This window comes from Amycolatopsis sp. NPDC004079 (assembly GCF_040610415.1).
Lineage (GTDB): Bacteria > Actinomycetota > Actinomycetes > Mycobacteriales > Pseudonocardiaceae > Amycolatopsis > Amycolatopsis halotolerans.
In genome coordinates, this window is the sequence record NZ_JBEXMH010000039.1 from 64,600 (window position 1) to 87,760 (window position 23,161).

Here is a 23,161-nt window from a genome sequence, read left to right on the forward strand (position 1 = left end):
GCTCCGCGTCAGAATCCGAGATGAGTCGAGGTGCGGCTCTTGCTTGGCGGCGGTTCCGAGGTGTCCGTGAGGTCGGTGCGCCGGGGATGGAGACGGTTTGTCCCTGAGGAGCCGAGAGCAGTCGAGGTGTGGTCCTTGGTCGGGGACGGTTCCAAGGTGTCCGTGAGGTCGGCGCGCCGGGGATGGAGACGGTTTGTCCCTGAGGAACCGAGAGCGGTCGAGGTGCGGTTCTTGGTCGGCGGCGGTTCCGAGCCGTCCGTGGGGTCGGCGCGCCGGGGATGGAGACGGTTCGTCGCTCAGGAGCCGAGAGCGGTCGAGGTGTGGTCCTTGGTCGGCGGCGGTTCCAAGGCACCCAGGAGGTCCGCGCGCACGGGATCGAGACGGTTCGTCACTCAGGGTCGGGTTTCGGTGTCCGCGACAGTCCCTTGAACCCGCCGTGCCACAGGAGCGCGTAACACCCGGGTACGAGGGCCGAGCCCTGGCTGACGTGCCGGGCGCGGTATTCGCTCGGGGTCAGGCCGGTGTGTTTCTTGAAGCTCGACGAGAACGATCCGAGACTGCTGAACCCGACCAGCGGGCAGATTTCGGTGACGGACAGATCGGCTGTCCGCAGCAAATCCTCCGCGCGCTCAATCCGGCGGCGGCTCAGGTATTGCCCGGGCGTCTGCCCGTACACGGCGCGGAAGAGGCGCACGAAGTGGTAGCGCGAGTATCCGGCGTGCGTGGCGATCGCGTCGAGGTCGAGGGGCTCGGCCCAGTCCCGGTCCATGGCGTCCTTGGCGAGGCGCAGCTGACGCAGCTGCGCAAGCGGGACTGCGGAGGCCGGGCCGGGGGTGGTTCCCATTTCCCGATGGTGACACACGCGTCGGGGGAGCTGGCTGGGAAGGCGGGTGGCCGCGATCGGGGCAGGTCGTTCAGCGGGAGAGAGGTCACTGGGCCGTGGCTGAAGCGGCCCAGCGGCTCAGGTCCTCCCGTCGGAGTGCGGCTGCCATCAGGTCCGGGAAAAGGTCCGGCGTGCAGGCGAAGGCGGGAACCCCCAGCTCGGTGAGTGCGGCGGCGTTCTCGTGGTCGTAGAACGGCGCTCCGGAGTCTGACAGCGCCAGCAGCGTGACCACCTGCACCCCGGAACCGACCAGATCTGCGACTCGGCGCAGCAGGTCGTCACGTACTCCGCCTTCGTACAGGTCGCTGATGAGCACCAGGAGCGTCTGCTCGGGGCGCTCGACCAGTCCTTGGCAGTACGCCAACGCGCGGTTGATGTCGGTGCCGCCTCCTAGCTGGGTGCCGAACAGGACGTCGACGGGGTCGTCCAGGTGGTCGGACAGGTCGGCGACGGCGGTGTCGAAGGCGACGAATTTCGTGCTCAGGGCGCGCATCGAGGCCAGGGCCGCGCCGAAGACGCCGGAGTACACCACGGATTCTGCCATCGAGCCGGACTGGTCGACGGCCAGGATCACGTCGCGCCGGACGCTTTGTTCTCGGCGGCCGTAGCCGAAAAGCTGTTCGGGCACAATGGTTTTCAGGTCGGGAGAATAGTGTTTCAGGTTCCGGCGGACGGTGAGGTTCCAGTCGATGTCCGCGCCTCGGGGGCGTTGCGTGCGGGCCGCGCGGTCCAGGGCGCCGCGCACTGCCGCTCGGGTGCGTTCGGCCAGGCGTTCCTCTAGCTCCGTGACGACCTTGCGCACGACGGTGCGGGCGGTTTCCTTTGTCTCCTCCGGTAAAACGTTGTTGAGGGACAGCAGGGTGCCGACCAGATGGACGTCCGGTTCCACGGCGCTCAGCAGTTCCGGTTCCAGCAGCATCCGGGTGATGCCGAGCCGGTCTACGGCGTCGCGTTGCATGACTTGCACGACCGAGCCGGGGAAGTATTTCCGGATGTCGCCCAGCCAGCGCGCGACGCGGGGCGCGGAGGCTTGCAGGCCGCCGCTGCGGCCGCCGCTGCCGCGCGAGTTTTTGGGGCGCTCGTCGTAGAGGGCGGCCAGCACGTTGTCGACGCCGGTGTCCCCTTCGGACAGTGCGTGGCCGGTGCCGTCGGAGTCTCCGCCCAGCACTAGGCGCCAGCGGCGGAGGCGTTCGGGGTCGGTGGTCACGAGGCGGCTCCCAGGAGGGTGGCGAAGACCGGCAAGGCGGTTGCGGCGGGGATTTCGTCCAGGTCTTCGGCGACCGTCGACTCGACCCGGCGAGTGCCGGACAGGGTGGCGGCGCGTTCGCCGATCGCGCGTTTTTCCGGACCGGCGAAGGCGCCGAAAGTGCGGCGCAGCAAGGGAAGTATCTCGGTGAAGACCTCGGGCGGGATCGAGGTCAGCCAGGTGTCGACGACGCGCAGCATGCGTTCGTCGTGGACCAGCAGGAGTGCGCCGCCGGAGAAGAAGCCTTCGACGTAAGCGGCACCGTCCGTCGGTGCGATGCCGGGGGTGAGCATGCGGCCCAGCCGGAGTTCGACCTCTGCGCCGTCCAGCAGGTCGGCGTCGTGCAGGAGGCGCACGATGCGGCCTGCCAGCAGCGGCGGCAGGGAGTCGCGAGCGGACAGCTTGCCGAGGGCGGCGAACCAGCGGTCGCGGGAGGCGTCGCCAAGGAGGTCGGTGGCTTCGTGGACGTCGTCGACCAGTTCGCAGAATTGCGCGGCGGCCTCCTCGTCGATGCCGTGGACGGCGGGCGGGAGCCCGGCGCAGACCCGGGTGAGGATCCGGTCGGCGACTTCTCGCAGCCGTGCGGTGTCGGTGCCGCGGACGTCGCCGTAGCGGGTTGCCCGCGCGAGCGGGGGCAGGGCCGTCATGAGGTGTGCGACGTCTGCGTCTGCGGCGGCGCGGGTGTCCAGTGCGGCAAGGGTTTCCGGCAGGGCGTCGCCGAGGTCGGCCAGGAGACAACGTTCCACCGCGGCGGTGATGTCGGCGAGCGGGGGAGATTCGGCGACGGTTTCGCGCACGACCGCGGTGGCGGCGGCGGGCACGGTGGTTCCGTGGACGGCGGCCGCGACCAGGTCGACCTCGAAACCTGGTTCCCAGCAGAGTGTCCAGGTCTCGCGGAAGGTGCCTTTGTTCCGCACGGAGGAGAGTTCCGGTTCGCCCCAGGGGATGCCGAGAATCTGCAGGCGGTGCAGCAGGCGGGAGCGGTCCAGGCCGCCGGGGGTGCGCAGGTCCAGGTCGAGTTCGCGTGCTTGGGGTTCGCGTTTGAGCCGGAGCCGCCGGGCGGTGGCGATCAGGTCGGCGGCCAGCGGCGCTTGCGGAACGGTCTCCGGCACCTCGCCGAGCAGCTCGCCGACCACGAGCCGCCGGGTGACCAGGTCGGCCTGGACGTCGTCGCCTCCGCACAGGACCGCGCGGGTGGCGGCGTCGACCTCGGCCAGCCCGGCCGACGACCGACCGCGCAGCGCGGCCAGCGTGTCGGCCAGCCGTACGGCTTCGATCACGTGCGCGGTCGAGACGGGCAGGTCTTCCTCGCGCAGCACTCCGGCGACGGCGGTGAGCCACCGGGTGGTGACGTCATCGGCGGTGCTGAACAGGTGGTGATACCAGCCGGGGGAGCGGACGCCCGCGCCGTAGCCGGTGACCGACGCGAGCCTGCCGTGCGTCCACGGCACCCACGTGCACACGACCTTCCGCTTCGGGAGTCCTTTGAGGACAGCCTGGTCCTTGGCCGCGGGAGGCAGCGGATCGGCCAGCGCGGGCACGTGCCAGGCCCCGCAGACCACGGCGATCCGTTCGTAGCCTTCCTTCCGCGTCTTGCGCAGCACGTTCCGCATGTACGCCTCGCGCCGCTGCTCGTGCGGATCGTCCGGCCGGTCGTCCTCGCGCAGCGCGGTCATCGCGTCGGCGATCACCTCGAACGGCGATTCCCCGCCCCGGCGGGACTCGACGAAGTCGTCCCACCAGCGTTCCGGATCGTCGTAGCCGCCCGCCGCGGCGAGTTCCGCGAGCGGGTCGGTGCGGGGCGCGGTCCGTTCCTCGCCGAGCGCGAACTGGTGTGCGGCCGGGAGATCGCAGAACTTCACCGGGACGCCGGCCGCGGCGGCGTACCGCAACGCCTGCCATTCCGGGCTGAACACCGCGAACGGCCAGAACGCCGCGCGCGACACGTCGTCGGACGCGTAGGCCAGCAACGCGACCGGCGGCCGCATGTCGTCGTCCGCGGCGAGATCGACGAGCTGGTCCGCTTCCGGCGGTCCCTCGATCAGCACCACGTCCGGTTCCAGCTCGGCGAGCCGGGCGGCGACCGCCCGCGCCGAACCGGGACCGTGGTGCCGGATCCCGAGGAGATGAGTGGTCATCCGGCGATCTCCTGGCCTGCCCGGTAGAAGTCGGCCCAGCCCTCCCGCTCGCGCACGACGGTTTCCAGGTACTCGCTCCAGATCGCGCTGTCGGCCACCGGATCCTTCACCACCGCACCGTGAATCCCCGCCGCGACGTCCTGCGCGCGCAGCACGCCGTCGCCGAAGTGCGCGGCCAGCGCGAGTCCGCCGGTGAGCACGCTGATCGCTTCCGCTGTCGACAGCGTGCCCGACGGGGTTTTCACCGCGGTGCGGCCGTCTTCGGTTCGACCCGCGCGCAGTTCGCGGAAAACCGTGACCACACGGCGGATTTCGGCGAGATCGGCGGCTTCGGCGGGCAGCGACAGCGCGGCGCCCAGCTGCCCGACCCGCCGCCGGACGATGTCCACCTCGGCCTCGGCGGTGTCCGGCAGCGGGAGCACGACGGTGTTGAACCGACGGCGCAGCGCGCTCGACAGCTCGTTGACGCCTTTGTCCCGGTTGTTCGCCGTGGCCACCAGCGTGAACCCGGGCCGCGCCTGCACCTCGGCGCCCAGTTCGGGGATCGGCAGCGTTTTCTCGGACAGGATGGTGATCAGCGAGTCCTGCACGTCCGCGGGGATGCGGGTGAGTTCTTCGAGCCGCGCGACCTTGCCGTCCCGCATCGCGCGCAGCACCGGGCTTTCGACCAGCGCCTGGTCGCTCGGCCCTTCGGCGATGAGCCGCGCGTAGTTCCAGCCGTACCGGATCTGCTCCTCGGAGGTGCCCGCGGTGCCTTGGACGAGCAGCGTGGAGTCGCCGCTAATCGCCGCCGCGAGGTGCTCGGACACCCAGGTTTTCGCCGTGCCCGGCACGCCGAGCAGCAGCAGCGCGCGGTCGGTGGCGAGGGTGGCGACCGCGACCTCGATCAGCCGCCGCGGGCCGACGTACTTCGGGCTGATTTCGGTGCCGTCGTCGAGTTTCCCGCCGAGCAGGTAGGTGACGACCGCCCACGGGGAAAGCCGCCACGAAGGCGGCTTCGCCCGGTCGTCGGCCGCGGCGAGAGCGGCCAGTTCGCCGGCGTATTCCTGTTCGGCGTGCGGCCGGAGGACGGGGGACGTCATGCGAGCTCCTTGTGCATTTCACGGCGGAAGGACAGGGTTTCGGCGACTGCGCGCCGCCACGGGGCGGCCTCGCCGGGAAGCGGGATCTCGGCCAGCGGGTGGCCGAGGCAGGCGACGGGCACGGCTTTCGCGATCAGCGCGGCAGCGTGCGCGACCAGTCGATGGTCGCGTTGCCCGGCGACCCAGTCGAGCAGCACCGTGCCGAGCGCTGCGGGCCACGGCTGCGGAAGGTCGAGGATAAGCCGGGTGAGGGCTTCGACCGGCAGCCCTCGGGTCAGCTTCGCGACCGTGGCGGCCTGCTGTTCGGGCGACAGCACGCCGATGAGCGCCGCGGTGCTGCGTCCGCCCGGTTCGGCCTCCACGAGGACTTGCGCCCATTGCTCGTCGCGTTGCCGAAGCGCGGCGGTGGCCCAGCTTTCGCGCACCACGTTCAGCGGCGGGCCTTCGACGAGCATCCCGGCCAGTTCGCCCGGGCTGCCGTACTCGGCCCAGAACCGCAGGGGAGCGGCGGCGATGATCGCGCGCAGCCGGGCGGTGCCCTGTCCGGGACCGGCCGGGACGCGGATGCCGTCGCGGATCAGGCCGTCGTCCGGCTCGGGCGGAGTGAATTCGAGGACGTCGGCCCGCAGCGCGCGGCTGCGCACGGTGACGCAGGCGCGCAGCCGTTCGATCATCCGCTCGCCGGAGCCGGAATCGGGGTATCGGCCGATCAGCCGCAACGCGATCTCGCGCACCCCGGCCGCCCGGTCGCCGAGCGCGGCTTCGACGAACGACTCGTCCTCGTCGGCGAGATGTTCGCCGAGCAGGGAGAGGAACGTCGCCCGGACGTCGGCCGGTTCGTTGCCCCAGGCCGCCGCGAGCGTCTCCCGCGCGCGGGCGGGATCGGCGACGAGCACGCGTTCCAGCCAGGCCTGCCGCCGTGCGGCGGTGCCGAACTGCCAGGCGTTGTCGCTGGTGTCGTCCGCGGCGGCGACCAGGAACGCCCACTCCGGATTCCGCTCGCCGAGCCACGCCCCGACCGGCCCGGCGACCGTGGCGAGCGGCGCCCGCAGCGACACCCGGGTCCGCGCCGCGTCGGCCAGCGCGGGCAGCCGGTCGGCCGGGACGCGGAATCCCTTGCCCGCCACCGTGGTGAGCCATTCCTCGACCAGTTCCGGCCGGTTGGCCGACAGCAGGTGCACGAGCCGTGCCCGCGCGACGGCCGGGATGAACGGCCGGTCGTCCGCTGCTGCGGCGGGTTCGGGTTCGATGCCGGTGAGCGGTTGCTGCCCGGCGCGCCGATAGCCGGTGTACGCCGCCGCGGCGACGAGCGCCTGGTCGGCGGGTTCGGTGCGTTGTTCGGCGATTTCCCTTACCCCGGGCGGCAATCCGGCGGGGTCGAGGGTTCTGCGGCGGGTGCCGAGCAGGACGGTGCCGACGAGGTCGTTCCAGGTGGTCACAGTCGCACCATCCCGTCTCGGTGCCAGCAGCTCAACGGCCGCAACCCCGTCGTCGTCCATTCGGCGGCCACCGTCACCGGATGCTCAGCCGCGAGGGCCAGCAACGGCCAAGGATCCGCTGCCGGCACCAACGGCAGAGCCGCACCGTCTACATCGGACAGTGCCCAGCCGCCCCCGTGCCGCGCCGGGCGGAGGTCGGACAGCAGCACCGGCCACCGGTCCAGCCAAGGGTCAGCCGCGAGCGCGGCGGCATGGTCGGCGAGCGCCGAAGCGCAAGTGCCGCCCACTGGTCCGCTCACCGGAACTGCGGGTTCCTCGCGATGGTCGAACACCGCCCGCAGCGGCACCGCGCCCGGATGGAACACCAGCTCTCCCGCGACCTCGAACCCCGGCGGCAGCGAACTGTCCAGCGGACGCCCGGGCGGCGCGAACGACAGCACCAGCGCGTCCCGGCCGCTGCGTTTGCCCCGCAGCCACGTGCGCCTGCTGCGCAGCGAGTCCTGTTCCTCGTCGATCGCGCCGGTGACCAGCCACTGATCCGGCACGCGCTCACCGGACTCCAGCACCTGCGCGTTGCTTACCGAGAATCCGAGCCGGGTCCGGACGGTGTCGGCGAGCCCGGCAGGCAGCGCTTCCAGCCGATTCGCCGCGTTCGCGAGCACGTACACCAGCGACAACTCGGCCAGCAGCCGATCCGGCCAGTCCCGGCCGCGGCCGACCAGCGCGGCGGCCCGGCGCAGGCCGTTCGCCAGCCCGGGAGCTTGCGCGTCGACCATGCGCGAGGCGACCGTGTACAGCTCGTCGGTGCCGCCGCGTTCGAACGTCGCGAACCCGGCGGACACCCGGTCGGCGAGCCATCCGCGCAGCTCAGCGGCCCCGGCGGTGACGCGCGCGAGCCGCTCCTGCGCCCGCTTCGCCGCCGCTTCGAGGTCCTTCGGCGCGTCCGTCTTCTTCTCGGCCCGCTCCGCTCGCGCGGCCCGTTCGTCGAGCCATTGGTGCACCCATCCGGGCTCCTCCGCGCGGGGGAGTTGCCCCTCCGACCAGAGCAGCAGCAACCCCAGCGCGTGCTTGCACGGGAACTTCCGGCTCGGGCAGGTGCACCGGAACGCGGGCCCGGCCGTTTCCACCGTCGTCTGGTACGGCCGCTTCCCGCTGCCCTGGCACGCGCCCCAGACGGCACGGCCCGACGCGCCCGCGTCCGACCACTTCGCCGGCGCCGCCTGCCCGCGCCCGGCTTTCGCCGACGCGGCGTCCGGCGCGAGTTCGAGCACCCGCTCCGGGCTCCACCGCGCCGCTGCTTCGTCCCCCACGTTTTCCTTGCCGCTCTCCCGGTTCCGACCCCCGCAGGGGCTGACCCGAAGAGCATCCCACCCGCCACCGACAATTTCCGCGACGGCGGCGGAACGAGGCGGAGCACAGGACTTCCCGGCGCGAGACCAGAACGGCCCAGCCCGAGGTCAGGACGCTTCGACCGCCCCGCGCCAGCGCACCGTCGGCCGCAGCCGCTCGTCGTTCACCCGGTGCTTGTTCGCCCCCACGATGTCGAACATCGACTCGATCAGCGTGTCCGACAGCAGGTGCGGCTCCAGCCCCAGCCCGACCAGCCCGGTGTGCTTGACGTGGTAGTAGTGCTCCGGCTGCTCGACCCGCGGGTTGTCCAGGTTCTCGATCTGCACCGGCCCGGGGAAGCGGTCGGCGACGAGTTCGGCGATCTCCCGCACCGACAGGCTCTCGGTCATCTGGTTGAAGACCCGGAACTCGCCGCGCCCGGCCGGATTCTCGACGGCCAGCCGGATGCACTCGACGGTGTCGCGGATGTCGATCAGCCCGCGCGTCTGCCCGCCCTTGCCGTACACCGTGAGCGGCTGCCCCAGCACGGCCTGGATGACGAACCGGTTGAGCACCGTGCCGAACACCGCGTCGTAGTCGAACCGCGTGGCCAGGCGCGGGTCGAGCGCGGTCTGCGGCGTCTGCTGGCCGTACACGACGCCCTGGTTGAGGTCGGTCGCGCGCAGGTCCCAGATCCGGCAGGCGAACTCGATGTTGTGCGAGTCGTGGACCTTCGACAGGTGGTAGAACGAGCCCGGTTTCTTCGGGTACAGCATCCGGTCGCGGCGGCCGTTGTGCTCGACCTCGAGCCAGCCTTCCTCGATGTCGATGTTCGGGGTGCCGTATTCGCCCATCGTGCCCAGTTTGACCAGGTGGATGTCCGGGTCGATCTCGGCGATCGCGTACAGCAGGTTGAGGTTGCCGACGACGTTGTTGTGCTGCGTGTAGACCGCGTGCTCGCGGTCGATCATCGAATACGGCGCGGACCGCTGCTCGGCGAAATGCACGATCGCGGAAGGACGGAAATCGCGCACCGCGTCGAAGAGGAATTCCGCGTCGAGCAGGTCGCCTTCGTAGCGTTCGATCCGCTTTCCGGACACCGCGTGCCACGCGTCGGCGCGGGTGCTCAGGTCTTCGATCGGGACCAGGCTCTCCGCGCCGAGTTCCACGTCGTACTGGCGCCGCGCGAAGTTGTCGAGAACCGCCACTTCGTGGCCTCTGTCCGACAGGTGGAGCGCAGTGGGCCAGCCTAGGTAACCGTCACCGCCGAGAACCAGCACTCGCATCCAGAGCACCCTTTCCTTTCGTCTTCGCGACAAACGCGGCCTTTTGTTGTAACACGGCACGCGGTGTCGCGTGGCAGATCCGAACCTAATCGCCGACCGCTGATGTTCGGCTGGCAGTGAGCTGTGAATCCGCTGTGGGCCGGGGGGTCGCGCGGCGAAGCCCGCGGCCCGAGGGGAGACTGGGGACATGACGACGGTAACCAACCCGGCGAACCCCCGCACGACGGAAGAATCGCCCAAGCCGCGCCGCCGCGGCCTGGCCCGGTTCGTCCGCGCGGCCGCCAGTTCGGTGGCCGCGACCCTGCTCAGCCAGGCCGCGCTGATCGCGGTGCTCGCCGCGAACGGCGCCCCGTGGCTCGCCAGCGCGTGCGCGTTCGCGGCCGGGGCGGTGCTGAACTTCTTCCTCACCCGGCGCTGGGTATGGGGCCGTCGCGGCCGTCCGGAAGTGGGCCGCGAGCTGCTGCCCTACGTCCTCGTCATCTCGCTCGGCGGTCTCGCCTCGGTCGGCCTGACGACGCTTGCCGGACACTTGCTCGCGCCGCTGCACCTGCCGCACTTCTGGTGGGTCGTGCTGCTCGACGCGGCGTACGTGCTCAGCTACGCGCTGGTGTTCGTCGCGAAGTTCACGATGCTCGACCGGTTCGTTTTCGGCCGCGGCGCAGCACGTACCCCCGCCACCACGTCCCTGTCATGACCCGCGCGTAGTTCGCGCCGTACACGACACTGCCGCCCTTTTTGCTCTTGCCCGCCTTGCGCAGCCGCATGCTCATCGGCCGTTCGAGCACGCGCGCGCCTCTCGCGGTCGCGCCCAGCAGCAGTTCCGACGACTGGTACTGCGGTTCGTTCAGCGGGATCGCGCACGCGAGTTCCGCGCGCAGCGAACGGAATCCGAACGACGTGTCGGTGATCCGCCGCCAGGTGAGCACCGAAGCGAGCCACGCGAACATTCGCACGCCGACCCACCGCATCCGGCTGTCGGCCTCTTCGTGCCCCAACCGCCGGGAGCCGGTCACGAAATCCGCCGTGCCGTCCAGAAGCGGCGCGAGGAGTTCGGCCATTTCGCTGTTGTCGTACTGACCGTCGCCGTCGGTCGTCACGATGTACTTCGCGCCGTTCTCGGCCGCGAGGTGGTATCCGAGGCGCAGCGCGGCGCCCTGGCCGCGGTTAGTCGGCGCGACGCACACGTACGCGCCATGGTCTTCCGCGATGGCCGCAGTGTTGTCCGTACCGCCGTCTACAACCACCAGGACGTCCACTGGCAGCCCGAGACATTCGTCGGGCATCTTCTCGAGCACCTGACCGATGCCGTCAGCTTCGTTGTACGCGGCGATCACCACGGTCAGCTCGGAGAGCTTCGCGCCGGGATGCCGGTCGTGGAAGTCCGCGACCGCGCCTTCGTCGACAGTGTCGGGATAACTGCCGAGGCGACGACGGCTTGCCACAGTGAGCGTCGTGAACCCGAGCGCACCGGCGACCGGCAACAGCACGAGCGCAGGCAGTTGGTAGCGCCAGGAAAATTCGAACACCGCGGACGAGAACAGCAGGAACAACCCAGTGCCGGCAGCGAACAGCGCGCCGCTGCGCGCGATGTGCCGGGGTTTCTTGCGCCGCAGCACGGTCAACAGACCGAGCAGCGCGAAGAACCCGAGCACCGCGCCGGGCACGAACCCGCCGTTGATCTGGTAGTCGCGCAGGAACACCGCGATCGGCTCGTTGACCTTGGGATCCGTGCCGTCGTACTGCTGGGTGACCGCCTTGATCGCGGCGGGATCGGCGAACTGCGGGTAGGTCAGCTGGAACTGCCACCGGTCGATCGGCACGTCGTTGGCCGCGGTGTAGCGGGTGAACTGGAAGCTCTTGCCGAAGTCGCCGAGGATCGACGTCGCGACGTCCCACCACTGCGCTTTCAGCGTCGTCATGGCGAATTCGCGCGCCAGCGCGCCTTTGTCCGCGCCGGGCGGCAGCGGGCCGGGCCACGCCGGGTCGAGATCGGCGTGCGTGTAGTTGTCGACGAGCCGGTTCTCGACCGGTTCGGTGGGGCAGAACTGCCGTACGACCGGGTCGAGCTGGAGTTTCGCGCAGTCCGCGACGGCGGCGGTGCGGCCGTAGAGCATGCTGCCGGACGGCCCGCTCAACCCCCATTTTCCGGTCTCTGCCTTGACTTGCGCCGCGTACGGGACCACCACGACGAGGATCGCGAGAAGCCCGATCCCGGCGTTGCGCCAGCCGCGCCACGAACGCCAAGCGCTGCCCGCGGCGAGGAGGTACAGCAGGAACGGCGCGGCGATCGTGATGCCGATCAGCCGCACCAGCACGCCGAAGCCGATCACCAGCCCGGCCAGCGCGATCCGCCGCCAGTTCGGCTTTCCCCTGGCCAGCACCAGCCACAGCAGCCCGAACAGCAGCGCCTCGAACAGCACCTCGGCCATGATGTTCTGCTCGATCTGCACCTGGTACGCGTCGAGCAGCAGCGGCGCGGCGGCCAGCGCGCTCACCCAGTTGCGCGCGCCGAGCCGCCGGGCCAGCTCGTAGATCCCGACCGCGATCGCCAGCCCGGCCAGGTGCTGCACGGCGGCGACGAACGACAGCCCGCCGACCGCGAGCAACGGCTTCAGCAGCAGGTCGTAGCCGACCGGGTTGATCCCGTCGGCGCGCAGGCCGTGCAGATTGTCCAGGTACCGGAAGGAATCGATGTACAGCAGCGCCGGCTGGTACGCGATCCAGGACAGCACCCGCAGCGTGGTTCCCGCGGCGAGGAGCACCAGCAGGAACGCGTGGCGGCGGAGGAACCCGGTCACTGCGCCTCGGCCCGGTCCAGTCCGGAGAAGTACTTCCAGGCGGTGGCGAGACCGTCGGCGAGGGTGATTTCCGGCTGGTAGCCGATGGTTTCGGCGCTCGCCGACACGTCCACGACCACCGCGGGCATCTCGCCGGCGGGCGCGGGCACGTGCTCGATCGGCAGCTCGGCCCCGGTCACCGCGCGCACAGTCTCGACCATTTCCAGCACTGACACGGAATGTCCGGCGCCGACGATCGCGCGGCCGGTGTAGCCGCTCTCGTACGCGAGCGCGATCGCGCGTACGACGTCGTCGACATGCACGAGGTCGCGACGCTGCTCACCGGTGCCGTACACACGCACGCCTTCATTATTCAACGCCGCGCGCATCATGCGCGGTACGAAGCTGTCTTTGTGCGACATGCCGGGCCCGTACACGTTGGTGAAGCGCAGCGCGCACGTCGTGATTCCGTACGCGCCCGCGTAGCCCGACAGCAGCATCTCGCAGGCCGCTTTCGTCGCGCCGTATGGCGTAAGCGGCTTCGTGGGCAGGTCGACTGTGATGGTGTTAGTGCCGACGTTGCCGATCACTGCGTTCGTAGAAGCCAGAATGAATCGCGGTACGTCGCGTACGCGGCACAGTTCGAGAAGTTCTTGTGTCACCGCGACGTTCTCCGCGTACGTGTCGCGCGGCAGCTCTACTGACTTCAGCACGGACGTCAGCGCGGCAAGGTGCACGATCCCGCCGACGCCTGCTTCGACAGCTGCTTCGCGGGTTTCGGCGGCACGCAGATCTCCGACGACGACGCGCACTCCCTCGTCCGTCGTCTCGTAGCGCACGCGGTCGACGACCGTGACCGGATAACCGCGCTCACGAAACTCGCGCACGACAGCGCGCCCGATGAAGCCGCTGCCGCCCGTGACGACGACGGGTGTCCTTTCGGGACTGTGGGGGAGTGTCATGGCGCACAACCTACCTCCGCAGTCTGTGCGTCACTTGTGCGTCCCTCGCTCGGACAGACACCAACTTGCGCGGTACCGCGTGCGGTCACCCCCAGCGACCGCACGCGGATCCCGGTGTTTAGTTTTCTAAACGATGCGCGGGGCGAGTGTAGCTGGAACGGGACGGCTGGTGTCAAGTTTTCGGGACGGTTATGCTGGACGCTGTTACGGAGACGGAACGGTGGTGGGGGCGGCATGGCCGAGCAGGCGGAGGAGCGCAGCTTCGCGCAGCGGCTGGCGCACCTGATCGCGACCGTCCACCCGCCGGACCGCAAGCCCTACTCCTACCGCGAGATCGCCCAGGGCGTCGCCGACGTCACCGGCGTCAGCATGTCGGCCACGCACGTGCAGCAGCTGGCCGTCGGGGCCCGGCGCGACCCGAAGCGCTCGCACATCCAGGCGCTCGCGCGGTTCTTCGGCGTGCCGGTCACCTACTTCTTCGACGACGAGGTCGCCGGCCGGGTGGACGAGCAGGTCGCCGATGTCGTCGCCTGGCGCGACACCCAGGCCCGCGACCTGGCGCAGCGCGCGATGCGGCTTTCCGAGCGCGACCGGCGGACTGTTTCCGCCCTGATGGACCAGCTCGACAGCTACACCGAGGGACGCGATCGCACCCGGCGCGGACGCAAGCCGGAGTGAGCCGGGCGGCTATGCTGGCGACGGCCGGAGCGCCGGGGACCCCCTGGTGCACGAGGCTGGTCCAGCCGCCGATCGCCTCGGGAGGGGACATCGACCCGACCGTGCGAGTGCGCGCCCGCGACCGGGTGCGCGACCTGCTGCGGCACGTGCCCGCGCCGCGGCCGTGGTCGATGAACGCGTGGCTCGACCGGCTGGAACGGCACTGGGGCCGCGACATCGACCTGATCGCGGTCGACTACGCGCCCGGCCAGCCCTCCGGTGCGTGGCAGCGCCGCGAAGACTTCGACCTCATCGCATACGCGGCGGGCACGTCGTCGCTGCACCAGGACCACATCATCGCCCACGAAATCGCGCATCTGCTGTGCGGCCATCGCGGCGAATGCGTGCTCACTGACGCCGAAGCGGCGACGGTCGCGCCTGATCTCAGCGCGCACCTGCTGTCGCATCTGCTCACCCGCGTCACCACGAATTCCGACGAGTACGAAGCGGAGCTCATTGCCGTGTTCCTGATGAGCGCCGCCACCGAGGATGCCGCCCAGTTGCGGCCAGGCGCTTCCGGCCCGGCCGCGGACCGCGCGCGGCGCTTCGCGTCGCTGCTGGGATAGCGCGCGGATGATCGACGTTCTGTTCTTCGGGGTCGGCCTGCTCGCCCTCGCGGCCGGGATCTGGCGCGCGGTGCGAGCGCGGCGGACTGGCGCGGGTGCGGGGCTGGCGACCAGCTTGATCGCCCTCGGCGTCGCGTTGTGCTTGCTCGCCGACAGTGCGCAGGCGATCGAGAGCCAGCTGTATCCGAGCCTAGGGCGGCTACTGTCGAATCTCGCGACGATGGTGGCTGCGTACGGCATCGAAGTCACTGTCGCGGAGATCGGTGGCGTGGCAGAGCGTCGACGGCGCGCGCGGCTCGGGGCGTTGATTGTCGCGCTTGTCGTGCTTACTGCGTCGTTCTTCGCGACGCGCGGGCTGCCGACGGGCGTCGGGCTCTTCGACGAGCTGTACCGGTCTAATCCGTCACTGGTCGTGTACATCGTTGTGTACACGCTGTACCTGGGCTTCGCGGTGGCGGACATCGCTGTGGTGTCGGCAGGCGCGGTGCGCGCGGGTACGGGTGCGTTGCGGGCCGGGCTGGGCATCATGCTCGTGGCTTGTGTGTTCGCTTTCGCTTACCTGGTCGGGAAGATCGTCGATCTGATCAGCGATCTGACTGCCGAACATCCGGTCACGAAGCTGTGCCGCGGCGCGTTTTCCACGGTGAGGTGCACGCTCGCGGTCGGCTTCCCCGCGGTTTCGGTGCTGCTGATCGTAGTGGGGCTGACGGTGCCAGCGTTGCCCGCGTTGGGACGGGCCGTGCGCGACGCACGGACGCGGTCGGTGCTGCGGCCGCTTCGCGAGCACTTGGCTTCGCGGTACCCGGACGTCGTCCGCCTTGACGACGCTTCGGGGACCGGCCGAGAGCGGTTGTTGACCATGATGAGCGAGATCAACGACGGGCTGTTGCTGTCCGGCGTCGGGCCTGAGCTGTCGCCGAACGCGGCCGCGCAGGTGTTGCGCAGTTCGGCCGCGGCGGTGCCGGACGAGCCCGCGGAACCGTCTGGGGAGACGGCTTTCGCTGCTGACGTGGCTCGGCTGCGGGCTATCGCGCAGGCGTTCCGAGCGGAGCCGACAGCCGGAGCTGCCAACCCTGCTCCGTGAGCACGACGAGATGCAGCGTTTCCGCCCGCGCGGTGATCGGCAGCGCGGCTCGCGCCCGTTCGGCGACCTCGGCGCGCTGGTCGTCGGTGCCGCCGAGAGCGATCGTGAGATGTGCTGGCGGGTGCGCGCCGAAACGGCCGCCGTACGGGGGTGCTTCGGGCCAGTGATCGCACACGGCGTCGGCGAGGGGCTGGAGAGCGGGGGCGGCCGCGGCGACGAATCCGGGCGCGGTGACCAGGTCGGTCAGCTGCACTTCCGTCGCGGGGAAGCTGGTGGCGAGCTGCCGGATGTCGGCGTCGGTCTGCTCGGTGAGCCGGTCGGCGGGCAGGAACGGGTACAACGCGGTGACGTGCGGCGGAAGGCCGGGCCGGACGAGCCCGGGGTCGACGGCCGCGGCGGTTTCGAGCAGGACGGCGGCGGACGGGAGCGTGACGACGAGCGCGCTGGTTCCGGGCGTGGGCACGGCCCGATCCTGCCGGACGCCCTCGCCGCGCCGGAAGGGCCCCTCGCGAGCCGGAAAGGAAAGGCAACCCTTTCCGTTGTGCTTCTTCCGGGGAATTCTGCTTAACCGAACCCTAAGTCTTCCCCAAGTCCGCCGTCGGCGATTCTTAGCGGTCCTACACTCGGTGGATGAAGATCGTCCTATGGACCGCATTGTGCGGATTGTGCGCCGTCGCCGGCCACGTGCTCCTGGGCGTCGTGGCAGGTTTCCTTCTGCTGGCTTGTGTTCCGCGCCGTCCCGCGCAGGGGCGCCCGGCACCCGAAAGAGAATTGATCAGCTCCCGCGGCTGACTTTCCGGGAAATTCTCCCGGAATACGCGCCTCCCGCGGCCGGCGCCCCCTCCTCCCGGCCGCCGTGTCCCGGAATTGTCGGTGCCGTGCGGTACAACGGTGTCCGGCTGACAGGGAGGGAACGATGCATTACGTCGAACACGGTTCCGGCACGCCGGTGCTGGCCGTGCACGGCTGGATGCCGGACCACCGCCTGATGACCGGCTGTCTCGAGCCGGTCTTCGCGCGGCGGCCCGGATTCCGGCGGATTTACCCGGATCTGCCCGGGATGGGCGAGTCGCCCGCCGGGTCCGCGCGCGGGTCGGACGACCTCGTCGCCGCGCTGGAGGACCTGGTGGACGACCTGATCGGCGACGAGCCGTTCTTGCTGGTCGGGGAGTCGTACGGGGGTTATCTGGCACGGGGGCTGGTGCGCGCGCGGCCCGCGCAGGTGGCCGGGCTGGCCTTGGTGTGCCCGGTCGGGCGTCCGGTGCCGGTGCTGGAGCGGGACGTGCCGGACCACGAGGTGCTGCGCGCTGATCCGGAACTGCTGGAAAGTCTCGATCCCGCGGAGGCGGCGGAGTACGGGGACATCGCGGTGGTCCAGTCCGCGGAGACGCTGGCGCGGTTCCGGGCGGACGTCGCGCCCGGTTTGGCGGTCGCCGACCGGAGCGCGCTGCAGCGGATGCTGGCGGGCTGGACGTTGTCGGTCGACCCGGAAAGCGGTCCGGAGTATCGGAAACCGGCGCTGATCGTGTGCGGGCGGCAGGACTCGGCTACGGGATTCGCCGAGCCGTACGGCTTGCTGGGGCACTATCCGCGGGCGAGTTACGCGGTGCTCGACCGGGCGGGGCACAACCTGCAGTTCGAGCAGTCGGTGTTGTTCGAGGCGCTGGTGGAGGAATGGCTGGACCGGGTCGTGGAGGGGAGTGGTGCGGTGCGGTGAGGCGGGGTGAGGTTCGCGGTCGTCGCGTTTGCGTCGGTGGGCACGGTGCGCTGCTTTGCCGTGAGCGCGCGGTGTGTTGCTCGGCGGTGTGTGCGTGGTGCGTTGCTCGGCGGTGTGCGCATGGTGTGTTGCTCGGCGGTGAGCGCGGTGCGCTGCTTGGCCGAGCGCGCACGGTCCGCTGCTCGGCGGCGAGCGCGTGGGTTGGTGCGCGATTACTCCTTATGGGATAGGTGATCCTGCTTCGCCGGTCGCTAGCCTCTCCTCGAGGCACGGATCGGCGGGCTGAGGACGTCGATGCCGCGCGAGGCGAGGCACCGAGTGTTCACCGCAGCGTCGTTGATGGGGGTTGCTCCGGCGGCTAGCGTCGGCGCGACTTCTTTGCTGCGGAGGTAGGCATGGCCACTGGGGAACTCAACCGGCGCAACCTGTTCCGGGCCGGCGGCGTCGTCGCGGCGGGTGCGGCGATGAGCATGGTGCCGGGCGTCTCGTTCGCCGAGTCCGCGCCCGGCGCCGGGCAGCAGACGAAGACCGTCACCGGCACCTTCCGCCCGGACGTGCCCGACTGGTACTACCTCCCGGTCGACGTGCCGCGCGGCGTGAAGCAGATCGACGTCGTGTACTCCTACGACAAGCCGTCGGTGCCCGCCGGAACGCGCGGGAACGCTTGCGACATCGGGATGTTCGGGCCGGAAGGACACGAACTGGGCACCCGCCGGGGTTTCCGCGGCTGGTCCGGCGGCTTCCGCGACCGGTTCTCGATCAGCGCCGCCGAGGCGACGCCCGGGTACCTCGCCGGACCGATCACGCCCGGCCGCTGGCACGTCGTCCTCGGCCCGTACACGGTCGCGCCGCAGGGCCTGAACTACCGCGTCGACATCACGCTGACGTTCGGTCGCGACACCTCGAAGCCGTTCCAGCCGAACCCGGCCCCGGAGACCGCGCCCGCGCGCGACCGCGGCCGGTCCTGGTATCGCGGCGACTCGCACCTGCACACCGTCCACTCCGACGGCAGGCGCACGCCCGAGCAGCTGGTCGCGGACGCGCGGGCGGCCGGGCTGGACTTCATCGTGTCCACCGACCACAACACGTCCAGCTCGCAGCTGGTGTGGGGCAACTACGCGACCGACGACCTGCTGATCCTGAACGGCGAGGAGGTCACCACGCGGTCCGGGCACTGGCCCGCGATCGGCGTCCCGGCCGGAACGTGGATCGACTGGCGCTACCGCGCGTCCGACCCGCGAGACTTCCGGCGGTTCACCGACCAGGTGCACCGGGCAGGCGGGCTCGTCACCGCCGCGCACCCGTTCGCGAACTGCTTCGGCTGCACCTACGAATTCGCCTACGAGATCGCCGATCTCGTCGAGGTCTGGAACGGCCCGTGGACCGCGGACGACGAAGCGAGCGTCACGCACTGGGACGGCCTGCTGCGCGGCGGCCGGTTCATCCCGGCGATCGGCGATTCCGACGCGCACAACCCGGACCAGACCGTCGCGCTCCCGCACACAGTCGTCCAGGCAGACCGGCTCGGCCGCGCCGAGCTGCTCGCCGGGCTCAAAGCAGGCCGGTCCTGGCTCGCCGAATCGAAGGACGTGCAGCTCGACTTCTCCGTCTCCGGCGCGGGCCGCACCGCGGGCATCGGCGGACGGCTCGTCGCGGGCACCGGCACGCCAATCGAGGTGCGCGCGGTCGTTCGCGGCGTGCCCGGCACCACCGTGACCTTCCTCGACCAGCTTGGCCCGGAGCACAGCGAAACTGTCCCGGAGTCCGGCACCGCGACCGTCACGTGGACCACGTACCCGCGCTACAGCCGCTGGGTCCGGGTCGAGGTGCGGCGTCCGTCGGGCGGCCCGAAGACCACGACACCGAACGCCATGGTCGCCATGTCGAACCCGGTCTTCCTGGGCGCGCCCGACGCCGGCTGACCCGACCCGAGCGTCTCGCGGCCGAGACGTCCGGGCAGACTGTGCACTTAAAGTGGGCAGTGGGGAAGGGCGGGCACGGGTGCGCGGGTGTGGCGTGCGAGCGGCGATTCTTGCGGTCGTCGTGGCCCTCGCGGCGGTGGTCGTCGTGGTGGTCATGTTCTCGAGCAGTGACGAGGTGAAGACCCCCGGCTGCACTGTCGCGTTGCCGAAGGGACCGAACGACGCCTCCGCGCCGCAGTACACGCTGCAGCCGGACCCCATGAACAACGCCGCGATCATCGCCGCCGTCGGCGTCAAACAGGGCCTGCCCTCGCACGCGGTCACGGTCGCCCTCGCGACGGCGCTGCAGGAGTCGAAGCTCCGCAACCTGAGCGGCGGCGACCGGGATTCGATCGGCCTGTTCCAGCAGCGCCCGAGCCAGGGCTGGGGCACGCCTGACCAGCTCCAGGACCCGGTCTACTCGGCGACGGAGTTCTACAAGAAGCTGGCGAAACTCGACAACTGGCAGACGATCCCGATCACCGAAGCGGCGCAGGCCGTGCAGCGCTCCGGCGCTCCCGACGCGTACGCCCAGTGGGAAGACGAAGCCACCGCACTGACCGGCGCACTGACCGGCCAGCACCCGGCGGCCCTGACCTGCCGCAACCTGACGCTCAGCCCGCCGGCAAATCTGGTGGCAGTCGCGAACGCCGAACTGGGCACAGCTCGGTTGAGCGGCGCGCACCCGGCCGCGGAAGGCTGGCGAATCGCGAGCTGGCTGGTGGCCCGAGCGGCGAAGCTGGGCGTGGACCGGGTGAGCTTCGCCGGTCAGACGTGGACCGCGGAGTCGGGCGCGTGGGCGGCGGATGAGAAGGCTGGGCAGAATCTCTCGCTGCATCAGGCGCCGGTCGCCCCGCCCAGCTCGGGCTGATCGGAGCGGCCAGGCCGCCGTTGACGGCTCGAATCGGCCAGCCGCTCGGCGGACCTCGTGCGGACGCTGGCAGCCCGCTGAGCGTCCGACCGCTCCGGGCTAAAGGCTGCTGCGCCTCCCGAACGCCGCGAAACACCGGTATCCGGTCAAGTGCCGACGGTACGTCGGTCAGGTCGCACGAGGACTTCGACAGCAGTCGCCGGGGCGCTGGCAACTGACGTCCTCGGCAGGAGCACTGCGCTCTGAGAGGGCCCGCTGCCACGGCACTTTCGGTTCCCGTGCTCGCAGTCTCGGCCATGCATCGGCTCGCGCCGCCGGGCGAATCCGTGGCATTCAATTCTTTGTGCAGCTGGATCCGGCGGCTTGGGCAATTATTTCGGTGAATTCGGCCGCGAGTAAAAACCGTTGTGCACCTCCGGCGCTTCGACGGAAACGCCATCGTTCGCGCGCTGGTGATTTGCCCTTGCGTCAACAAGATCCTGGCAGGACAGCTCTAACGCAACGCAGTGGAGATCGTCTCGGCGGCGTGGTTGAATGGCCGCCGAGCACGACATCTGGATTGCCAGTTTCAGGTATTCACTGTCGAAGGCGGAAGAATGAGCAGAACGCGACCGGTGCGATTCCTTCCCGCGGCCGTTCTGGCGTCTCTCGCAGCCTGCGGTTCCCCGGAAGACAGCGTCGGAGCGAGCCAGGCACCTCCGCCCAGCAGCGTGTCGACGTCACCGTCCGCGAGGACCTTCACCGGCGCGGATCTCTGCGCCTTGCTGACCGATGAGGACAAGCAAGCCCTGGGCCTGGCCGGTCCGAGCGAGGCTTGGGACCGGCCGTACAAGATGGGCGGCAGCCGCCGTGCCCGATGCCGGTGGACCGGCGACGACACCCAGCTGGACCTCGCCTTTCACGACGCCGACTTCCCGAAAGACACCAGTTACTTCACCAAGGTCGAGGTGAGCCGGGAACAGATCCGCGGGCGCGACGCCAAGGTGGTCGCGTTCCTGCAGACACCGATGAATTGCGACGTCCTCGTGAATCTGCGCCCGCTGGCCCACTTGAGCGTCGACGCGACTCCGGTTTCCGATGCGCTGGACCAGACTGAGAACTGCGCGTTCGCCAGGCGGGTCGCGGAGGCCGCCGCCGCGAGAATCCCCGGCTAGCGGCGGCAGCGCGCTGTCTGTCGCAGGGCTGCTTCGGGATGACGAGGATCTTTTCCCTGCCGAGCTGTGCGCCGGAGTCGACGTACCTGGTGACCTCGCCGTCGATCCAGCGGGCCAGCAGGTTGTCGGCGTCGGTGTTTCCCGCGACGGATAAAGCTGCTGGCGGGCTTAATTCACCTGATCGCCGAGTTGTAGAGCTGGGCGATGTCGTCGTCGAAGTAGGCGCTGTAGGAGACGTCCGGGGTGGCGCCGCCGGTTTGGTAGCCGCCGATGGTTCCGATGACGGTGCCGGTTCCGGTGTTCGGGTCTTGGTTGATGACCCACGGTCCGCCGCTGGTGCCGTCGGGGAAGCCGGGGCAGGCGACTCGTTGCTGGAAGGCGTCGGACTGGGTGGTGGTGCCGGTGCAGACGACTGGTTGCTCGGTGCCGTCGGGGTAGCCGGTGAGGGTGATCGTGTGCGAGAAGCCCTGGTTCGTGCCCAGCTGGTTGGCGCCGGTGAGGCTTTCGAGGCTCGCGGAACCGGGCTGGGCGACCTTGAGGAACGCGAAGTCGAGGTCCTGATCGGACGAGGACTTCCACCCGTCGGCGGTGATCGCGGCGGTGACCTGCCAGGTGCCGTACGGCGCGATGCCGTCGTGGTAGCCGGGTTTGAAGGTGACTCCGGAGACGTCGCCGCTGACGCAGTGCGCGGCGGTGAGGAGCAGGTCGCCGGCCGGGCTGTGCACGACGCTGGCCGAGCAGAAGTGGTTGCCGCCGGAGAAAAGCGCGCCGACGGTCCGGCTCGCCGTCCCGGTCGTGGCGGCGCTGGGGGACGTGCTGGTATCGCCGGTGGCGGAGACGCTGGGGGACGTGCCGGTGTCGCCGGTGGCGGAAGCGCTGCGCGGCGTGCCGGTGTCGCCGGTCGATGGGGTCGCCGCCGTGCCGCGGGAATCATCGCCGGTCGAGACGGCGGGGGTGCCCGTGCCGCTCGGCTGGCTCGCCGGGGCGGTGACGTCGGCGGTGTCGACGACGGCGTTGGCACCGCCGGTCGCGACGATCGCCGCCGCCGCGCAGACGATCAGCGCTGTCCGGGAAACGTTGACTCTCACGCTTCAAGATGACCATGCCGACGCCCGCCAGGCATCCCGTGCGGCCGGATGCACAGCAACCTCACAGCGCTTGCACATCGCCTCACAGCAGGGAATTCGATCTGCCGCGCCCGGAATTTTCCACCCTGGCGGGGGTGGGTGAGCGGGTGCGCCGCGAGGTGGCGACGTCCCGTCTCGCGGCGCCTTTGCCGCAGGCAGGGGTGACCGGCCGGGCTAGGGGACTGGCCGGTCACTCGCCTGTTGCGCGGGCAGCCTGCGGGACTCCGCCGAGCCGGGCTGTCGTCCGTGTTGGCGCTCTGTTCGGATGATGGGGTCGTCACCCGGACGGACGCGCCGAGCATCTGACCGCTCGGCGGTTGACGTGACCGGTCCGAGCCGGGCACGGCCAGCGCGAGGCAGTGACCCGTCGCGACGACGCCCGGTGTTCGGCCGGGCTGGCGATCGTCCGTGTGGCGTGCCGGTCGATTCGTCAGGTGTGGTCGGGCTGCCGTTCGCGCTGGGTGGTCCTTGCCCGAGCTGTGTCCGGCCGGGTTGGCGATCGTCCATGCGGCGGCGCGATCGATTCGCCTGGTGTGCCCCGGCTGCGGTTCGTGCCGGGCCGTGTCCTTGGCCAAGTTGTGCCCGGCCCCCGGGTTGGCGGTCGTCCGTGTGGCGGCGCGGTCGATTCGCCTGGTGTGGCCGGGCCGCGGGCGCTCGGCCACGGGCTTGCCCAATCGGTGGCGTGGCCCTCCGGCAGGGGGGGGGGGGGGCGCCGCGGGGGGGCGCCCCCCCCCCCCCCCGGGGGTCGACACGGGACCCGCCCCCAGGACGGAGATGACGCCGGCGAAAAAACAGCCCCCCCCGCAGGGGTGGGAAGAACGG

The 23,161-nt window shown here is 70.4% G+C and carries 20 protein-coding genes; 9 read left to right on the plus strand and 11 right to left on the minus strand.

The window, feature by feature from the left end:
- Window positions 1–388 precede the first annotated feature (388 nt).
- The 7 genes from ABZX37_RS32000 to ABZX37_RS32030 all read right to left on the minus strand — a co-directional run bounded on the left by ABZX37_RS32000 (window position 389) and on the right by ABZX37_RS32030 (window position 9,403).
- Window positions 389–844, minus strand: a complete 456-nt coding sequence (locus tag ABZX37_RS32000; RefSeq protein WP_354745870.1) for an AraC family transcriptional regulator — start codon at window positions 842–844, stop codon at window positions 389–391.
- A gap of 85 nt (window positions 845–929) precedes the next feature.
- Complete coding sequence (locus ABZX37_RS32005) at window positions 930–2,090, minus strand: VWA domain-containing protein (RefSeq protein ID WP_354745872.1); 1,161 nt, start codon at window positions 2,088–2,090, stop codon at window positions 930–932.
- A complete protein-coding gene (locus ABZX37_RS32010) occupies window positions 2,087–4,267 on the minus strand; it encodes a DUF5682 family protein (protein ID WP_354745874.1) in 2,181 nt (726 codons plus the stop codon). Before ABZX37_RS32010 ends, ABZX37_RS32005 begins: the two co-directional genes overlap by 4 nt.
- On the minus strand, window positions 4,264–5,349 hold the full coding sequence (locus ABZX37_RS32015; RefSeq protein WP_354745875.1) for an AAA family ATPase: 1,086 nt from the start codon (window positions 5,347–5,349) through the stop codon (window positions 4,264–4,266). The genes ABZX37_RS32010 and ABZX37_RS32015 overlap by 4 nt, the downstream gene beginning before the upstream one ends.
- A complete protein-coding gene (locus tag ABZX37_RS32020; RefSeq protein ID WP_354745877.1) occupies window positions 5,346–6,788 on the minus strand; it encodes a DUF5691 domain-containing protein in 1,443 nt (480 codons plus the stop codon). Before ABZX37_RS32020 ends, ABZX37_RS32015 begins: the two co-directional genes overlap by 4 nt.
- A complete protein-coding gene (locus tag ABZX37_RS32025; protein WP_354745879.1) occupies window positions 6,785–8,098 on the minus strand; it encodes an SWIM zinc finger family protein in 1,314 nt (437 codons plus the stop codon). Before ABZX37_RS32025 ends, ABZX37_RS32020 begins: the two co-directional genes overlap by 4 nt.
- Before the next feature lie 147 nt (window positions 8,099–8,245).
- On the minus strand, window positions 8,246–9,403 hold the full coding sequence (locus tag ABZX37_RS32030) for an NAD-dependent epimerase/dehydratase family protein (RefSeq protein ID WP_354745881.1): 1,158 nt from the start codon (window positions 9,401–9,403) through the stop codon (window positions 8,246–8,248).
- Between the two features lie 187 nt (window positions 9,404–9,590).
- Between ABZX37_RS32030 and ABZX37_RS32035 the strand changes: the two genes are divergently transcribed.
- The gene (locus tag ABZX37_RS32035; protein ID WP_354745883.1) at window positions 9,591–10,097 is read left to right on the plus strand and encodes a GtrA family protein; all 507 of its coding nucleotides are present in this window, start codon (window positions 9,591–9,593) and stop codon (window positions 10,095–10,097) included.
- Here the strand turns inward: ABZX37_RS32035 and ABZX37_RS32040 are convergent.
- A complete protein-coding gene (locus ABZX37_RS32040; RefSeq protein WP_354745885.1) occupies window positions 10,027–12,201 on the minus strand; it encodes a glycosyltransferase family 2 protein in 2,175 nt (724 codons plus the stop codon). The genes ABZX37_RS32035 and ABZX37_RS32040 overlap by 71 nt on opposite strands.
- A complete protein-coding gene (locus ABZX37_RS32045; protein ID WP_354745887.1) occupies window positions 12,198–13,142 on the minus strand; it encodes an NAD-dependent epimerase/dehydratase family protein in 945 nt (314 codons plus the stop codon). Before ABZX37_RS32045 ends, ABZX37_RS32040 begins: the two co-directional genes overlap by 4 nt.
- A gap of 234 nt (window positions 13,143–13,376) precedes the next feature.
- Between ABZX37_RS32045 and ABZX37_RS32050 the strand changes: the two genes are divergently transcribed.
- From ABZX37_RS32050 to ABZX37_RS32060, 3 genes are read left to right on the plus strand one after another with little or no spacing between them, the layout of a single operon-like run.
- Window positions 13,377–13,820 (plus strand): XRE family transcriptional regulator, encoded by a 444-nt coding sequence (locus tag ABZX37_RS32050; RefSeq protein WP_354745888.1) that lies wholly within the window; start codon window positions 13,377–13,379, stop codon window positions 13,818–13,820.
- Complete coding sequence (locus ABZX37_RS32055; RefSeq protein WP_354745890.1) at window positions 13,817–14,425, plus strand: hypothetical protein; 609 nt, start codon at window positions 13,817–13,819, stop codon at window positions 14,423–14,425. Before ABZX37_RS32050 ends, ABZX37_RS32055 begins: the two co-directional genes overlap by 4 nt.
- A gap of 7 nt (window positions 14,426–14,432) precedes the next feature.
- A complete protein-coding gene (locus ABZX37_RS32060) occupies window positions 14,433–15,509 on the plus strand; it encodes a hypothetical protein (RefSeq protein WP_354745892.1) in 1,077 nt (358 codons plus the stop codon).
- Here the strand turns inward: ABZX37_RS32060 and ABZX37_RS32065 are convergent.
- Window positions 15,451–15,972, minus strand: coding sequence for a 2'-5' RNA ligase family protein (locus tag ABZX37_RS32065; protein ID WP_354745894.1), 522 nt, complete (start codon window positions 15,970–15,972; stop codon window positions 15,451–15,453). The genes ABZX37_RS32060 and ABZX37_RS32065 overlap by 59 nt on opposite strands.
- A 167-nt stretch (window positions 15,973–16,139) precedes the next feature.
- Between ABZX37_RS32065 and ABZX37_RS32070 the strand changes: the two genes are divergently transcribed.
- From ABZX37_RS32070 to ABZX37_RS32090, 5 genes are all read left to right on the plus strand, one after another.
- Entirely contained in the window at window positions 16,140–16,301 is a 162-nt protein-coding gene (locus ABZX37_RS32070; RefSeq protein ID WP_354745896.1) for a hypothetical protein, read from the plus strand.
- A 124-nt stretch (window positions 16,302–16,425) separates the two neighbouring features.
- On the plus strand, window positions 16,426–17,226 hold the full coding sequence (locus tag ABZX37_RS32075) for an alpha/beta hydrolase (protein WP_354745898.1): 801 nt from the start codon (window positions 16,426–16,428) through the stop codon (window positions 17,224–17,226).
- Window positions 17,227–17,621: 395 nt separating this feature from the next.
- Window positions 17,622–19,148 (plus strand): CehA/McbA family metallohydrolase, encoded by a 1,527-nt coding sequence (locus ABZX37_RS32080; protein WP_354745900.1) that lies wholly within the window; start codon window positions 17,622–17,624, stop codon window positions 19,146–19,148.
- Between the two features lie 94 nt (window positions 19,149–19,242).
- On the plus strand, window positions 19,243–20,058 hold the full coding sequence (locus tag ABZX37_RS32085; RefSeq protein WP_354745902.1) for a hypothetical protein: 816 nt from the start codon (window positions 19,243–19,245) through the stop codon (window positions 20,056–20,058).
- Between the two features lie 596 nt (window positions 20,059–20,654).
- Window positions 20,655–21,212: a DUF3558 family protein gene (locus ABZX37_RS32090; RefSeq protein ID WP_354745904.1), complete on the plus strand. Its 558-nt coding sequence runs from the start codon at window positions 20,655–20,657 to the stop codon at window positions 21,210–21,212.
- A 173-nt stretch (window positions 21,213–21,385) separates the two neighbouring features.
- On the opposite strand, the gene ABZX37_RS32095 is transcribed toward ABZX37_RS32090, so the two are convergent.
- Window positions 21,386–22,300 (minus strand): serine protease, encoded by a 915-nt coding sequence (locus ABZX37_RS32095; RefSeq protein ID WP_354745906.1) that lies wholly within the window; start codon window positions 22,298–22,300, stop codon window positions 21,386–21,388.
- Window positions 22,301–23,161 lie beyond the last annotated feature (861 nt).